The sequence below is a fragment of the Carnobacterium sp. genome (assembly GCF_045617425.1).
Taxonomy (GTDB): domain Bacteria; phylum Bacillota; class Bacilli; order Lactobacillales; family Carnobacteriaceae; genus Carnobacterium_B.
Genome location: NZ_JAZLIO010000003.1, coordinates 258,391 through 273,960 on the forward strand (window position 1 = coordinate 258,391; position 15,570 = coordinate 273,960).

General features: G+C 33.9%; 19 protein-coding genes. 11 read left to right on the forward strand and 8 right to left on the reverse strand.

Features of this window, described 5'->3' with window-relative positions:
- Positions 1–143: 143 nt before the first annotated feature.
- Together lepA and ACKI3H_RS01785 are read left to right on the forward strand one after the other, a co-directional pair.
- Positions 144–1,967 (forward strand): translation elongation factor 4, encoded by a 1,824-nt coding sequence (gene lepA / locus ACKI3H_RS01780; RefSeq protein ID WP_407370584.1) that lies wholly within the window; start codon positions 144–146, stop codon positions 1,965–1,967.
- Between the two features lie 384 nt (positions 1,968–2,351).
- Positions 2,352–2,834 carry an SRPBCC domain-containing protein gene (locus ACKI3H_RS01785; protein WP_407370585.1) on the forward strand — a complete coding sequence of 161 codons (483 nt, stop codon included), beginning with the start codon at positions 2,352–2,354 and terminating at the stop codon, positions 2,832–2,834.
- Between the two features lie 448 nt (positions 2,835–3,282).
- Here ACKI3H_RS01785 and ACKI3H_RS01790 read toward each other — a convergent pair whose 3' ends face one another.
- Positions 3,283–3,921 carry a GNAT family N-acetyltransferase gene (locus ACKI3H_RS01790; protein ID WP_407370586.1) on the reverse strand — a complete coding sequence of 213 codons (639 nt, stop codon included), beginning with the start codon at positions 3,919–3,921 and terminating at the stop codon, positions 3,283–3,285.
- A 97-nt stretch (positions 3,922–4,018) separates the two neighbouring features.
- Complete coding sequence (locus tag ACKI3H_RS01795; RefSeq protein WP_407370587.1) at positions 4,019–5,053, reverse strand: YeiH family protein; 1,035 nt, start codon at positions 5,051–5,053, stop codon at positions 4,019–4,021.
- Positions 5,054–5,168: 115 nt separating this feature from the next.
- On the opposite strand from ACKI3H_RS01795, the gene ACKI3H_RS01800 reads away from it, so the two are divergent.
- The 5 genes from ACKI3H_RS01800 to ACKI3H_RS01820 all read left to right on the forward strand — a co-directional run bounded on the left by ACKI3H_RS01800 (position 5,169) and on the right by ACKI3H_RS01820 (position 7,900).
- Positions 5,169–6,038, forward strand: coding sequence for a LysR substrate-binding domain-containing protein (locus ACKI3H_RS01800; RefSeq protein WP_407370588.1), 870 nt, complete (start codon positions 5,169–5,171; stop codon positions 6,036–6,038).
- Positions 6,039–6,166: 128 nt separating this feature from the next.
- Positions 6,167–6,316 carry a 50S ribosomal protein L33 gene (rpmG, locus tag ACKI3H_RS01805; protein ID WP_407370589.1) on the forward strand — a complete coding sequence of 50 codons (150 nt, stop codon included), beginning with the start codon at positions 6,167–6,169 and terminating at the stop codon, positions 6,314–6,316.
- Between the two features lie 159 nt (positions 6,317–6,475).
- Complete coding sequence (locus tag ACKI3H_RS01810; RefSeq protein ID WP_407370590.1) at positions 6,476–7,381, forward strand: NAD(P)/FAD-dependent oxidoreductase; 906 nt, start codon at positions 6,476–6,478, stop codon at positions 7,379–7,381.
- Between the two features lie 18 nt (positions 7,382–7,399).
- Entirely contained in the window at positions 7,400–7,669 is a 270-nt protein-coding gene (rpsN, locus tag ACKI3H_RS01815; RefSeq protein WP_407370591.1) for a 30S ribosomal protein S14, read from the forward strand.
- Positions 7,670–7,777: 108 nt separating this feature from the next.
- Complete coding sequence (locus tag ACKI3H_RS01820) at positions 7,778–7,900, forward strand: putative metal homeostasis protein (RefSeq protein ID WP_198022524.1); 123 nt, start codon at positions 7,778–7,780, stop codon at positions 7,898–7,900.
- A 120-nt stretch (positions 7,901–8,020) separates the two neighbouring features.
- On the opposite strand, the gene ACKI3H_RS01825 is transcribed toward ACKI3H_RS01820, so the two are convergent.
- Both ACKI3H_RS01825 and ACKI3H_RS01830 read right to left on the reverse strand, forming a co-directional pair.
- A complete protein-coding gene (locus ACKI3H_RS01825; protein WP_407370592.1) occupies positions 8,021–8,320 on the reverse strand; it encodes a hypothetical protein in 300 nt (99 codons plus the stop codon).
- 350 nt (positions 8,321–8,670) lie between these two features.
- Positions 8,671–9,036: a hypothetical protein gene (locus ACKI3H_RS01830; RefSeq protein ID WP_407370593.1), complete on the reverse strand. Its 366-nt coding sequence runs from the start codon at positions 9,034–9,036 to the stop codon at positions 8,671–8,673.
- A 299-nt stretch (positions 9,037–9,335) separates the two neighbouring features.
- Here ACKI3H_RS01830 and ACKI3H_RS01835 point away from each other — a divergent pair, with 299 nt between their 5' ends.
- Entirely contained in the window at positions 9,336–9,530 is a 195-nt protein-coding gene (locus tag ACKI3H_RS01835; protein WP_013710757.1) for a hypothetical protein, read from the forward strand.
- A 145-nt stretch (positions 9,531–9,675) separates the two neighbouring features.
- On the opposite strand, the gene ACKI3H_RS01840 is transcribed toward ACKI3H_RS01835, so the two are convergent.
- The 4 genes from ACKI3H_RS01840 to ACKI3H_RS01855 form a co-directional block, all read right to left on the reverse strand.
- Positions 9,676–10,182 carry a hypothetical protein gene (locus tag ACKI3H_RS01840; protein WP_407370594.1) on the reverse strand — a complete coding sequence of 169 codons (507 nt, stop codon included), beginning with the start codon at positions 10,180–10,182 and terminating at the stop codon, positions 9,676–9,678.
- 195 nt (positions 10,183–10,377) lie between these two features.
- Positions 10,378–10,689: an ssDNA-binding protein gene (locus tag ACKI3H_RS01845; RefSeq protein WP_407370595.1), complete on the reverse strand. Its 312-nt coding sequence runs from the start codon at positions 10,687–10,689 to the stop codon at positions 10,378–10,380.
- Positions 10,690–10,691: 2 nt separating this feature from the next.
- Positions 10,692–11,075, reverse strand: coding sequence for a hypothetical protein (locus ACKI3H_RS01850; RefSeq protein ID WP_407370596.1), 384 nt, complete (start codon positions 11,073–11,075; stop codon positions 10,692–10,694).
- A complete protein-coding gene (locus tag ACKI3H_RS01855) occupies positions 11,072–12,370 on the reverse strand; it encodes a Y-family DNA polymerase (protein ID WP_407370597.1) in 1,299 nt (432 codons plus the stop codon). The genes ACKI3H_RS01850 and ACKI3H_RS01855 overlap by 4 nt, the downstream gene beginning before the upstream one ends.
- 335 nt (positions 12,371–12,705) lie before the next feature.
- Here ACKI3H_RS01855 and ACKI3H_RS01860 point away from each other — a divergent pair, with 335 nt between their 5' ends.
- The 3 genes from ACKI3H_RS01860 (at position 12,706) to ACKI3H_RS01870 (ending at position 15,552) form a co-directional block, all read left to right on the forward strand.
- Positions 12,706–13,287: a GNAT family N-acetyltransferase gene (locus tag ACKI3H_RS01860; protein ID WP_407370598.1), complete on the forward strand. Its 582-nt coding sequence runs from the start codon at positions 12,706–12,708 to the stop codon at positions 13,285–13,287.
- 395 nt (positions 13,288–13,682) lie between these two features.
- Positions 13,683–14,663, forward strand: coding sequence for an aldo/keto reductase (locus ACKI3H_RS01865; RefSeq protein WP_407370599.1), 981 nt, complete (start codon positions 13,683–13,685; stop codon positions 14,661–14,663).
- Positions 14,664–14,700: 37 nt separating this feature from the next.
- Positions 14,701–15,552, forward strand: a complete 852-nt coding sequence (locus tag ACKI3H_RS01870) for an aldo/keto reductase (protein ID WP_407370600.1) — start codon at positions 14,701–14,703, stop codon at positions 15,550–15,552.
- Positions 15,553–15,570 lie beyond the last annotated feature (18 nt).

Consider the following 15,570-nt stretch of genomic DNA (forward strand, 5'->3'; position numbering starts at 1 on the left):
CAAAGAAAAACCTGAGCTAATGCTTAGGTTTTTCTTTTGTCTTAAGAGCTAGTTTGAGTCAACGCATTGTAATTCAAGCTTTTCACTGGTATAATTTACAGTGACACTTTTTCGGAATAAATAAAGAAGGTAGGCACGACTAGATGAATAAACAGGAATTAAATGAAAGACAAAAACGCATACGGAATTTTTCCATTATTGCCCATATTGACCATGGAAAATCAACCTTAGCAGATCGTATCCTACAAATGACGCATACAGTTGCTGATCGTGATATGCAAGCACAATTATTGGACTCGATGGATCTTGAACGTGAACGAGGCATCACAATCAAATTAAACGCGATTGAATTGAACTATACTGCCAAAGATGGCGAAACGTATACACTACACTTGATTGACACACCAGGACACGTCGATTTCACGTACGAAGTTTCAAGAAGTTTAGCAGCGTGTGAAGGTGCTATCCTAGTTGTTGATGCGGCACAAGGAATCGAAGCCCAGACACTGGCTAACGTTTATCTTGCTTTAGACAACGACCTTGAGATTATTCCGGTTATCAATAAAATTGATTTACCAGCTGCAGATCCAGAACGTGTTCGTGCTGAAATCGAAGATGTAATTGGAATCGATGCAAGCGATGCAGTTTTAGCGAGTGCTAAAGCCGGTATTGGGATCGAAGATATCTTAGAACAAATCGTTGAAAGAGTTCCAGCTCCAGTTGGTGATATAGATGATCCTTTAAGGGCGTTGATCTTTGACTCAGCTTACGATGCGTATCGAGGAGTTGTTTTAAATATCCGCGTGATGGAAGGTATGATCAAACCTGGCGATACTATGAAAATGATGAGTAACGGAAAAACGTTTGAAGTAGCTGAAGTTGGGATCTTTTCGCCTAAACCGATCAAACGCGAATTTCTAATGGTTGGAGATGTTGGATATGTTACTGCAAACATCAAAACAGTCCAAGATACTCGAGTTGGAGATACTATTACATTAGCTGATAATCCGGCTACAGAATCATTAGAAGGTTACCGTAAAATGACACCAATGGTTTATTGTGGAATGTACCCAATTGATTCTTCTCGTTATGGCGATTTAAGAGACGCTCTAGACAAGTTACAATTAAACGATGCAGCACTTCAATTCGAAGCTGAAACTTCTCAAGCACTTGGATTTGGTTATCGTTGTGGGTTCTTAGGACTCTTACACATGGACGTTATCCAAGAACGCTTAGAACGTGAATTCAACTTAGATTTGATCACAACAGCTCCATCGGTTATCTATCATGCAAACTTGACAGATGGTACTCAAAAAATCGTAGCGAATCCTGCTGAAATGCCTGAACCAGGTGTGATCGAATCAATTGAAGAACCTTACGTTAAAGCAACGATCATGGTTCCAAATGATTACGTTGGTGCGGTTATGGAAATCTCACAACGCAAACGTGGGGATTTCTTAACAATGGACTACATGGACGATAACCGAGTAAACGTGGTTTATGAAATTCCATTATCCGAAATCGTATATGATTTCTTTGATAAATTAAAATCAAGTACTAAAGGCTATGCTTCATTAGATTACGAAATGATCGGCTATAAGACGAGTGCTCTATCTAAGATGGATATTCTATTAAACGGCGAAAAAGTAGACGCTTTAGGATTTATCGTCCATAAAGACTTTGCTTTCAACCGTGGAAAAGCGATCGTTGATCAATTGAAGACGATCATTCCAAGACACCAATTCGAAATCCCAGTTCAAGCAGCAATCGGACAAAAAATTGTTGCGCGTTCAAACATCAAAGCCTTGCGTAAAGATGTTACAGCTAAACTTTATGGTGGTGACGTAACCCGTCGTCAAAAACTATTGAAGAAACAAAAAGCTGGTAAAAAACGGATGAAACAAGTCGGATCAGTTGAAGTCCCTCAAGAAGCGTTCATGAGTGTTCTTAAGATGGATGACGAGTAAAACGCTGATATAACAAGATTTTAAATAAATAAAAGCCATGGAATAATGATTTGCCTACCAAAAACCTACTAAAATTAATTTTTTAGGTTTTTGGTAGGTATTTTTGTATATTTTTTATTTGTTTGATATTAAATAATCAGGCCTTAAAAATTTCAAACAACGTCTCAATACTCAAAATGTTAAAATAACGTTTTATATTAAAAAGAACTGTCTATATGACAGTTCTTTTTTTGTGAACGAAAACTAGTATACTCAATTTGATGCTGACATAAGAATATATTGATATTTTTGAAGATTAAAACATTCTAGAAGAATCTCTCTTACTAATGGTGGTATACTTTAAAAAAGTAAAAGAGTCGATTTTATGATAAAGGAGCGTTTATCATGGAAAACAATCCGAAGAGTGGAAGGATTGACACTGTCTCAAAAGTAATTGATGCTTCGCCACAAACACTTTATCAAGCATTTATGGATCCGAATTCTTTAGTTAAGTGGTTGCCGCCGGAGGGCATGAGAGGAGAAATAAAGCTCTTTGAACCTGTAGTAGGTGGGAGATTTCAATTAACACTCATCTATGAGGATGAATATGCTGTTCAAGGTAAAACAACTGCAAACTCAGATACTTTAGAAGGTACCTTTATCGAATTGATACCCGATAAGAAAATTGTAGAGGCTGGTGTATTTGAGTCAGATGATCCTGCCTTTGCAGGGAATATGGTGGTGACCTGGTACTTTGAGGAAGCTGTCCTAAGCACAAAAGTAACAATTGTCGCTGAAAATGTCCCTGAAGGCATCAAAAATGAAGATCATCTTGATGGGTTGAATTCCACACTGGAAAACTTGGAACGTTTTGCAAAAACAAGTTAGCTAATACGGTGCTTTATAAATAGCTTACTGATTTCCATGATGTGTATCTTATATAATGCATTGAATGTGTTCAGGAGGAAGCTGGGTTATCGATAGAAGGAATAGTAGTAAAGAATTTGAATTATAGGCAGTGCTTTTTTGATGTACGGTTAGAAGTAAAATTTAGATAACGTTTCCCTTTTCTTTAACTAGTGTATATTGCTGTGGTTCAACTTGATTCACAATTTTCAGTGGCCAAACCTTTTAATAAGGTAAATCATGTTACTCATTTTATTCAGATTTAGAGAAAATTTATATAAATAAGTAAACTAGTAATTTAAATTAGTAGGAATAATTTCCGATTACTTTACAGGCACAGTCAACTCTAAAGCGGATAGCTTTAGAGTTGACTGTGCCTGCTTTTTTTCTAAATTGTAAAATAATAGTTGAACTGAAACGGTTAATTCGTTTAGTCGGATAAGTTTAATGTTCCTTCATATATATAGTAAATTTCTAAGGTATCATTATTTCCTGGTTCCCAATAATATTTTTTCTCAGCTACGCGGGATAGACCCTTGTGTTCATAGTATTGATAATCAGAAGAATTGTCGGTAAACAAATAGAAATTCTCTGCTTGATGTTGTTTAAGGTAATCATAAAAATGATTATACAGCAGTCCCCCAATACCCGATCCTTTAAATTCTTCTTTCACGATAAGCAAATTTAAACCGGCATCATAAATTTTTTGGCTTTTTTCTAAAAGAAATTCATTGATTTCCAACGTCTGAATGTATTTTAAAAAGATCGAATCAGGTTCAGTAATGCGTAAAATTTTTTCCAATGAAGAAATATTCTTCCTAGTACTGATTTTCTGAATATTGGTTTGGTCTACTAATCCGGATGCTACGATCCCAACTATGTCATCACCTATTTGAGCAACAAAAATATCATCTGATTCTAGTAATAAATCACTTAGAAAAAAATCGGCCATTGGAGCTACTAAATTGTTTGGGACCCATGACCGATAATCCCAAGTGTTAATCACTAAATCCAAAATAGAATCATAATCTTCAGGTATCATTTTTCTTAAGATAGTTTCTTGTTTCATTCCTATGCTCTCCTTGTTTAAAAGTATTTTTCTATGTGCAACTAACTACTGGAAACATTGATGTAAAACGACTTTTTCTACCTACTAAATGATTCTATCAAAACAGCCAAGTAATTAATACCACAGCCAATACGATTTGGAAGAAGCCAATCAGTAAACCGTACAACATAGTTCGAGGTCCTTCTTTTAAGATATCTGAGAACTTGACCTGTAATCCAATTGCAGCTAAAGCAGTAATCTCAAATTGATTGCTGATGACTTCCGAGCTGTGAATCATAAGGGAAGGCAAAGGCAGAAAGCTTCTAAGCACGAACAAAATGAAGAAGCCGATAATAAACCAAGGAACAGTCATTAGACTAGAATTCTTTTTCACTTCAGAAGTTGAGCTAGTAGTCGTTTTAGAAAATAGCGATTCTTCCTCTTGGGTATTTAATTTGCTGAAACATAGGGCTACACCAACAATGAGGAGAACTCTCATGAGTTTAAAGACAATGGACAAATTGGTTACGTCGACGCTGACCAGCTTTGCTGAAGCAACGACCTGTCCTATAGATTGGACCGTTCCTCCGATCAGTGAAGATGTTTGAACGACTTCATTTTGATACAGAACAGAAGAGAGGATAGGCAATAAGACCATCAATATCGTACCGATGACATTGACTATAGTAATAGACATGGCTTTGTCTTTCTTATCAGCTTCAATCACTGGAGAAACGGTCCCAATAGCAGAAGAGCCACATACTGCATTACCCGCACCCATTAATAAAGACATCTTTTTATTGAACTTCATAGTTCGACCGATCCAATAAGTAAATAATATCGTTAAAATCATTTGGAGAATCACAAAAATAAATCCGGTAGAACCAACTTGCTTGATAATCTGAAAATCTAAAATTATCCCATTCAATACAATCGACCATTCTAAGAGTGTTTTTTCAGAAAATTTAGTTCCTCTTTTTAAATAAGGTTTGTTCAAAAAGGTGTTTCCTAGAAGGATCCCTAAAAAAATGGCAATCAATGCTGCACCTATATTCGGTATAAGATTGGTTAAATACTGACTAATGAATGAAATTATGACACTGATCATTAAACCAGGCAAGATGGAACGATTATTTTTCATTTGAGTATACATATTAAACTTCCTCCAATCCTTTATTTATAAGATTATAATATAAGATAATTTGTATAAAATAAAATAATCATTTATTATATCTTTATAAGATAAACTTATGAAGGGGATGTTTGAGATGCTAGATTACCGATACCAAACGTTTCTTACGCTGACAGAAGAAATGAATTACACAGCAACAGCTAAAAGGCTGCACATTACTCAACCTGCTGTCACTCAACACATCCAGTATTTGCAGCAGGAACTAGGAGTCGAACTGATTCGCTATGAAAACAGACAACTATCCTTAACAGCTAAAGGCAAGCAACTGCAAAAGGATCTTTATTTGCTGCAAAGAGAGATCACTAAGGTGCAAAAACAATTGTCTTCTACTATAGAACACACTACTCTTACATTTGGAGCTTCTTTGACGATTGGGGATTATATGATACCGGACCTCATTGAGTCGTATTTAAATCAATACCCAACTCATGATATTTCGATGGTAATGGATAACACTCAACACTTAACCGAACTATTGGAACATGGGAAAATCGATTTTGCACTTGTGGAAGGGGAATTTAATCAATCTGTATTTGAATTTCAAAAGATTGCTGAGGAACCGTTTATCGCGGTCTGTTCCGAGAAATGTTCTTTATGGAAACAGAATCAAAGTATTAATGACTTATTTTCTACGACGATTTTGGTGCGTGAAGAGGGATCTGGATCACGGCTTATTTTTGAAACAGCCATAAAAAATAAAGGAATCCATTTAGATAGCTTTTCAAAAGTTATGACGATTGGAAGTATCGGTGCAATAAAAAAATTGGTTGGAAAAAATATAGGTATTACTTTTGTGTATCGGAAAGCTGTTGAAGAAGAACTGAAAAACGGCATCTTAAAAAAGATTCCGTTAAGTGATTTTAATGTAGTCCATCCGTTTTACTTGATTTATTTGAAAAGGATTCAGTTAAGAGAATTGGAAACAATAGAAAAATTTTTAAGGTAGTTATCACTTTAAATGGATGGTTCAATTAAAAAATAGTGTTCTTTTGGATATTTAAGTTGACGGGATTATTAAATTGTGCTATTTTTAAAACGTAATCATTACGTTTTAAAAAGAAGGGTGGTACTTATATGCGAGTAAAAGTGATACTTGAATGTATTGAAACAGGTGAGAGGAATTATCACACAACTAAAAACAAACGAACTCAACCAGAACGGCTAGAATTGATGAAGTACTCTCCTAAACTAAGAAAGAAAACCTTGTATAAAGAAACTCGGTAGTTAATTTAGTTATAGAATTTTTATGCTGTTATGTATAAGTGTTTTTTTCTTATACATAAATTCAATTTAACTTCTTTGTAAATGCTAGCTTAGAGTTGCGATAAGGCAATAAAGTAGAAAGTACGGATCATACAAACTGTTTATAAAAAGGAGAAATTTATGGTATACGATTGCGTGATTATTGGAGGAGGCCCTGCAGGTCTTAGTGCAGCACTTGTTTTAGGAAGAGCCAAACTTAATGTTCTTTTAATCGACAATAACGACCCGCGTAATAAAGTAACAAATGAAGCACATGGATTTATCACGAATGACAGCTTATCTCCGTTCACTATTAGGGAAAAAGCAAAAAAAGACCTCCTGAAATACTCAAATATTCAACTGATATCTGACACTGTTGCCGATATTTCTGATCAAAGTTCTTTTTTTATCATTGAAACGTTAAAAAATAATTTTGAAACAAAACGAATTATTTTAGCAACAGGTTTGAAAGAAACCCTTCCTAATGTTAAAGGGTTAGAGTCAGTATATGGCGATTTATTTTTTAATTGCCCATTTTGTGATGGTTGGGAGTTGAAGAATCAGAAATTAGCTATCATTGTCGAACAAGAAGAACATATATTACATTTTTCAACAATGATTTTTCATTGGAGCAAACAATTAACTGTTTTCACGAATGGCATGAAAGTTTCCGATTCTATTAAATCAATTCTTGCCAAAAATGAGATTGAATTGTTTGAGGATAAAATTGAATCTATTGAAAAAAAGGATAGTAAAGGTAAAATCAATTTACACAACAGCCAATCGATAGAAGTTTATGGAGGATTTTTAGCACCTCAGTTTGAATTGAACATGACTTTTGCTAAAAATCTTTCGATAACATTAAATGATGCAGGAAGAATTCAAACGGATGAATTTGGAAGTACATCGTTCAAAAATGTTTATGCAGCTGGAGATAGTAATGCAACATCTGGAGAACAACTCGTTCACTCAGCAAGCTCCGGAAGTAAAGTAGCATCAGGTATTGTAAAAGAGATTGCTTTTGAAAATTTTATTACAGATAAATAGGAAATGAAGAAATGAATAATGGCTAAAAAAAGTAAAATGGAAAAAAATAAACGCCAACAAGCAACAGTTGAAAAATATGCTGCTATTCGAAAAGAGTTAAAAGCAGATGGAGATTATGCAGCTTTACAGAAGTTGCCTCGCGATGCTTCACCAACACGCTTGCATCATCGTGATCTTATAGATGGTCGGCCAAGAGGTTACATGCGCAAATTCGGCATGTCAAGAATTACGTTCAGGAATTTGGCTCATGCTGGACTTATACCTGGTGTAAAAAAAGCCAGCTGGTAATATTTTAGGTTTTAGTAAGCTGATAAATAAAAACCAACATCATTTAGAAAATATAAACAGTTACTAATTAACCATATTTAATGAAATTAAATATAAGGAGAAAATAGGATGTCTGAAAAAGAAGATTTAGCGAGTGCTAGACGAAGAATGAAAAGTCCAAATATTAAAACAAAAAAACGTGCATTAAAAATTATTTTAGACGATAAACGAAGAAAAAAAGGAATTAAATAAATGTTTATTCTGCGTCGAATGTACGATCAAACTAGATAAATTAGTTGATTCTAACTAAGAACACAAAGAAAAGCACCCAAAAACTTAGATTTTTGGGTGCTTTATATTTAATGATTAGAGTTATAGTAATTTTCGTGCAATAGATTTAATCGATGAAGTTTTATAAAAAGTAGCGAATTCACTATCTTTTCCTACTGTAATCCAATCTGCTTCATTAATTAAACTAGCATAGCCTAATTGAGGTGTACTGGTGGCGATTAAAGAAAAAACATTTGTATGCAAACCATCAAATGAGTTTGAAAACATTTTTTCGAGTCCATTTTTTGTGTTTTGTTTATGTGAATTCACGTAACCATTAAGAATAGAAGACTCAATCAGTTCAAGTTCTTCTCCATTAATAAATGTAATAACTAACCTCATGTTAGAACATCTCCTTTCTAGAAGTATCGCACACAATATCAGAATTACGAATTATTATGAACTTTTATTAAAAATTAAGTTGAAAATTATAGTCAAAATAGCCATACTCATGATAAAATACATATCTTTATTTATAGATCTAATAGCTCTACTTTCTTTTTGTTGAATTCTTCTTGGTTGATGACATCCAGATTTAGAAGTTCTTTGTATTCTTTTATTTGTTCAATATTACTTTTAAAATTCGATACAAGAAAAAGATAAAAATTTAAAATGTTAGGCAGCGTATTTAAAAAATCTATAAAATTTTTTTCTTTTGTTTTCAAAAAGAGAATAGAAAACTCTTATTGTTCTTAATAGTTTTTAGGAAGTATAAAATAAAGTGAAAACAAGAATAGGATTACTATTGGAAATGAATATAGAGTAATCTGGTATAATGTAGCTTTTTTCTTAGACGTATCAGTTGAATCAAACACATTTACTCCCTTTTTATATTTATCAGCAATATGGCCAAGAAAAATAGAGTACATTAAAGTTAGCCAACTCGCGAAAAATAACGAATCAGAATCAGGAAGTAGTAAATAAAAGAAAATTAATGCATAACTTAGTAAATTGAACCATTGATATTTATTACTTTGACCTTTAATAAATAAAACTAAAGCCTGAACCAGTAAAATTATAATAGCAATTGACGATAAAATATCTATAAACCTTTCCATTAAAGAACCTCCATAATAGTGCGTTCATTGTATCTATGTATAATATTACCTTAGAAAATTATCTAGTTTGCTCTTTAAATCTTTTGGTTCTATGTCAGTGAATGTATATAATTGATTTTAGCATTATAAAAGTACATTGTGTATCTGAAAAATAAAAAAAGGTTTTTAAACATAGCTACCTATTGATTTTCATAGTCTAATATAAGAGCATTCGTTTATTTGAAATTTCTAGCAAGCTAACTGCATCGAATTGAGATTACTTTCTGTTATAATATAGGCACCAGAAAGGAGGGAGAAATATGATGTATAACTATAGAGTTTTAACTGTTACGAGTAATCCTATTGGAGAATTTGAAGGACGCGAAACTGTACAAAACGATTTAGAAGTATTGTTAGGAGAAGTAAGTGAGAATGAAGGAGAAATTGTTTCTGTCAACCAAGTGATGACGGAACCGCATGTTTTACTTACAACAGTTGTTTATAAAGTGCAATAAACTTCAAGACTCCTTTTTGGGGTCTTTTTTATATGAAACTAATTTAGTAGTGTCATAATTGAACTGCTATTAAAATAATACTTATAATAAAATAGAAACTGCCCTACACGTCATGTGCAGGACAGTTAATGTCTCTATTGGTTAACTAAGCTACTATTTCATAAGTACCATCTTTATAAACTTTATATATACCAGCAGTTCCAGAACCGCCTTGTTCTCTTAAAGATTGACTTACTAATCTTAATGTATATGAATTTTCATCTGATTCTAAAAGACCATAGACGATATCAGTGTTATTAGCTTCAATTCCAGTTTGTTCTTTGATAAAAGCAAAAGCTTCTTCTTCAGAATTGATGACATTTTCTGGTGCGCTTGGCGTACTATCAGTAGTTTCTTCTGAACTTTCCGAACTACTTGAAGTACTTTCTGCTGGTTCTTCTAAGCTACTTGAACTCGATGATTCATTTTGTCCATCAGAAGTAGGCGTACTTGAAGCACTTTCTGCCGACTCTTTCGAGCTACTTGAACTTGATGAAATACTTTGTGCAACAGAAGATTGTGAAGAAGCTTCTTCATCTTCATTGCTAGTACCGCAGCTGGTTAGAATAAATAATCCCATCAGTATAGTTAGAGTCATACTTAATTTTTTCATTTTTTCTCCTTTCATAATAGGAATAGGTTGAAAAAATAAGGTGTCAACTATTCTATTAGTGTTATTTTTTTGATTGGGTAATCTTTATTACCTGGTTAGAGTATAGCACTACCAAACTTGTATTAAAAATAATGGGCTGATCAACATATTGAAATTGTTGACCTATTTAGATAGTAACAATAATAAGAATAAACCTTAAAACATAACCTTTTTGTGTGGCATTCGGTGACCTTTATAATCAAATACCTGTCCAAAGTAATTAGGTGGGCTTAATAGTTTGAATTTTTGAACTACTAATTGATTGCGATCGTTAATGACAGATTCAATTGTAATGTTTGAACCAAGTTCTACTTCATACACAAAACTAAAAGCTTTTTTACCAGCTATTAAACAATTAAACTTGCGGCCATCTGAGAGTAGAGTAAACCTACAGAAGGGTGTGCCGCTTTTTGTATTGATTACTTTAACATCTGAATCAACTTTTCCTGTAAGGATAGCCGTATTCATATTTATCCCTCCATTTCATTTTCATCAGTAAGATTAGTCCATTTTTTAAGGCGGATAAATTGAATATTGCGAATCTCATCGAAATCAACTTTTGTATCGTCTACGTAGATGCCTAATTCATCTCCGCCAATAACTAAACCAACAACATCGTCTTTATAATACCCATTTTGGTCGACTGCTTCAATTTGGATAGCAATGGACTTATTCTTGAGTACAGCCTCATTGATTACGGATGCGATTTCTTGTGAGTCCATTTTTTTTTTTTGTGGATTGAATTTCTTTTTCTCATTCGTTAATTTTTCTTGAGTAGCTGTATGTTCAGACAAATAAAAGCCTGCCCATTTTTTAATACCCCGATCACGGTATTCATCATTTAAGTCATTCATTTTATACCCTCCATTCCGCCAGCATGGCCCCCAACAAGAGAACTACGGTCGATAGCTGTTGCACCATCCATAAGACTACTAGCATGTACTAATGATTGAAAACCATATTTCTCTCTTATTTTATCGACTAGCAAATCTAATTTTTCATTTGTAATTTGTTCAGTCGGATCTTCAAATAAATCCAATTGAATATCACTCGTATAGGATAATTTTGAATAGGTAATGCCTATGCGCCGGACGGCTTTGTCATCCTCGTAATACTTATTAAAGATTTCAAAGCAGGAGTCAACTAATTTTTTTGTATTAGAAGTACTTGGGATCTTTAATTGGCGCGAAAACCCAACTTGTTCCTCATATTTAGAATAACTAACAGAAAGACTGACACATCCAGTTTGACAATGATGTTTTCTAATTCGGGTAGCAACTTGTTCAGCCATTTCACGAATAACAATTTTAATTTCATGTTTTTTATAATAGTCTTTTTTGAGAATTTGAGAGTTGCCATAACTTTTTTCTAAAGGACGATAGGAGTCTCTAATGTCGCTGCGATCGATGCCCCAAGCATTTGCATATAATTGTTCACCAATCAAACCCATTGAATCTCTCAACTGATAAAAATTTGCATGGGCTAGATCATGGACTGTTTTAATTCCTAAACTGTTTAATCTAAGTGCTGTTCGACTCCCGATACCCCACATGTCGGTTAATTTTTCTAATTTCCAAACTGTGTTTGGAACGTCTTTATATCGCCATTCAGCAATAAAGTCGTCATTATATTTGGCGCCATTGTCTAAAGCTAGTTTAGCCATTAACATATTGTCGCCAATGCCAATCGTTACGTAGAGACCGGTCTTCTTAAAAATGTGGTATTGAATCATTCTGGCCAAGCCATAAGCACTCTTTTTTTTGAAAAGCTTTAAACTTCCTCGGACAGAAATAAAGGATTCATCGATACTATAAATATGTAGATCTTCATCAGAAACGTATTTACGAAAGATATCGTTGATTTCAGTATTCTTTTCGATATAATAGCTCATTCTAGGTGGTACGATAACCAAATTGGGGTGATAAGGGATTTCCCATTTTCTAGTAACGTTTCTAATGCCTAATACTTTTTTAGCCATTGGTGAAGCAGCTAACACAATGCCACCGGGTTTATCTGCATTACTCATAACAACTAGTAGAGCTTTTAAAGGATGTAAACCACGTTCAACACATTCCACAGAAGCATAAAAAGATTTAACGTCAATACAAAAGATATCATCGCTTCTTTCTTTAGCATAATTGAATGACATAAGAACCCCTCCTTTCATCCTATTATACGAACGTTTGTTCTGTTTGTAAAGCGAACACTCATAAAAAATAGTTATATCCAAAAGAAAAGAAAGGTTCTAAAAGTAAAACTCAAGCATTGAGTCTTCTATACGAACTAGTTCATGAGTTATATAAACGTACTTAAAACACTTTCGTCTAAATAGTGCTAGTATTATAATAGAATTAAGTATATTTAAAATTTTATTGTTCAAGTCATTTGTTGTGGCATGAATAAAAGATTGAAAGAGTAAATCTTAAGTATAATGTTCTAAAAATCGTTAATTATTTTCAACAATAAAAAAAAGGTGGTGCTTTTTTGTTAGATAAAACAATTCCATATGCGGAAATTTGGATGTATCGTTCAAAAGATCTTCCAGTTAATGAACACATTTTACCTGAAGGTTTTTACTTTAAAAGTTATCAAGAGGGCGATGAAGTAGAATGGGCAGCCATTGAAACGGCTGTTTCGGAATTTGAGAATGAGGGACTAGCATTGGATTACTTCGAGGAAAAATTTGCGCCATACTCTAAAGATCTGAGAACGCGATTGTTATTTGTCCTAGATTCTTCAGGAGAAAAAGTTGGCACGTGCTCAGCTTGGTGGAAGGAAGCGCCAAATGGCGAGCGTTATCCATTAGTTCATTGGGTAGCTGTAAAACCAGGTTATCAAGGTAAAGGACTCGCAAAAGCAATGGTGAATCGAACTCTTATACTACTGCAAGAACTTGAAAAAAATTCACCTATTTATCTGCACACTCAAACGTGGAGTTATGCAGCAATTCACTTGTATCAAAAACTAGGGTTTGAGATCACAGATAAAAATTTAGATGGAAGCCCTAACGTAGATTATCAAAAAGCTATGAGTATTTTAGCTAGCATACAGAATAAAAAAAACTAGGCTCATAAAAAATAATGTCATCATCAATCAATAGATTATAGACACTGGTATATGGAATCAGATTATCCTAATGCAAATTCCACTAACATATGGAAGTCTTTATTCTGTGTTTAAAAAAGTAACTACATTGGGAAAAAGTGGGAACTGAACTCAATTTAATTAAGCAATCGACGACTCAGTTATTTTACTTTTATGATTAACATAGTCCAAGGAATATTGAATTTTCTTCATTTAAAAAAAAGTTATTTTTACTTGACTTAAAGTTCACTCCAAGGTGTATCCTAGTCACTAATAAGGTAACTTTTATTGAAAAGACTTTTGAGTAGGAAGAACAAGCATCATTTAGTAAAATGAACCTTATAAGTTAGCTTCATTATTAGTGAAGGGGTGAATAGATGGAATATACAAAACTAGGAAATACAGGAGTAGATATTTCAAGGATTTGTTTAGGAGCAATGAGTTTTGGAGATTCTGAAAAATGGATTCATAAATGGGTATTGAATGAAGAGGAAAGTCGTCCCATTATTAAACGAGCATTGGAATTGGGAATCAATTTTTTTGATACTGCTAATATCTATTCGATTGGGAAAAGTGAAGAAATTTTAGGGAAAGCATTAAAAGAGTATGCCAATCGAGATGAGATTGTACTGGCAACAAAAGTTCATGGTCAAATGTTTGACGGTCCGAATGGTGGAGGTCTATCAAGAAAAGCTGTACTTTCTCAAATTGACCAAAGTTTAGAACGATTGCAAACCGATTATGTTGATTTGTACATTACTCATCGCTGGGATTATGATACGCCGATAGAGGAGACGATGGAAGCGCTACATGACATCGTGAAATCTGGTAAATCAAGGTATATTGGGGCTTCTTCAATGTATGCTTGGCAATTTCAAAAAGCCCAAACGATTGCAGAGCGGAACGGATGGACTAAATTTATCTCTATGCAAGATCATTTAAATTTGATTTACCGAGAAGAAGAACGCGAAATGATTCCTTACTGCTTATCAGAAAAAATTTCTCTGACACCATACAGTCCTTTAGCTTCGGGGCGCTTAACACGAGATTTATCCATTCAAACAAAACGGACAGAAACGGATAAGATAGCACGTCTTAAATATGATAAAACAGCTGATCAGGACCTTGAAATTATTGGAAGGGTTGCACAATTAGCAGAACGTTATGGAGTCACTAGAGTGCATGTAGCACTTGCTTGGCTCTTACAAAAAGAGGGAGTGGCTGCACCGATTATTGGAGCAACTAAACTCGAACATGTAGAAACAGCTGTTGCTGCAGTAGAGTTTAAACTTACTCAAGAAGATGTTCAATTTCTAGAAGAACCTTACATTCCACATCGCATTGTTGGTTTCTCGTAGAAAAATAAATAAAAATAAAAATATGGAGGCCATTTAAATGGAAACAGTTACGTTAGCAAACGGTATAAAAATGCCGATTTTAGGTTATGGAGTGTATCAAGTAGATGATCTTGAAGAATGTGAACGTGTGGTAAGTGAAGCCATTGAGGTAGGGTATCGTTCAATTGATACAGCACAAGCCTACGGGAATGAATCTGCTGTTGGAAATGCTGTGAAGAAGAGCGGAATTCCTCGTGAAGACTTTTTTATCACAACAAAAGTCTGGATCTCAAATGCAGGATATGAAAAAGCAAAAGCTTCCATCGAAGAGTCTATGGAAAAATTGCAAACGGATTATTTGGATTTGATTTTGATCCACCAACCGTTTAATGATTACTACGGAACTTATCGTGCGATGGAGGAATATTATAGAGAAGGAAAAATAAAAGCCATTGGAGTCAGCAATTTTTATCCGGACCGATTTATTGATATTGCGGAGTTCAGCGAAATTCAGCCTATGGTAAATCAAGTCGAAACGCATGTATTTAACCAACAAGTAGAAGCTCAAAAAATTATGGAAGAATACAATACTCAAATTGAATCATGGGGACCATTCGCTGAAGGTAAAAATGATTTCTTTAACAATGAAACATTGAAAAAAATCGGTGAGAACTATGGCAAGTCTGTAGCACAAGTTGCTTTACGTTATTTGATTCAACGGAATATTGTGGTGATTCCTAAAACAGTCACAAAGGAACGCATGATACAAAATTTTGATGTCTTTAACTTTTCGTTAACGGATGAAGAAATGGCAACGATTCTAGGATTAAACCAAAAAGAAAGTTTGTTTTTCTCTCATTACGATCCTGAGACCGTTAAATTTTTAACAGGTTTAGGTAAAAGCAAATAAAGACTAGATAAAATTACT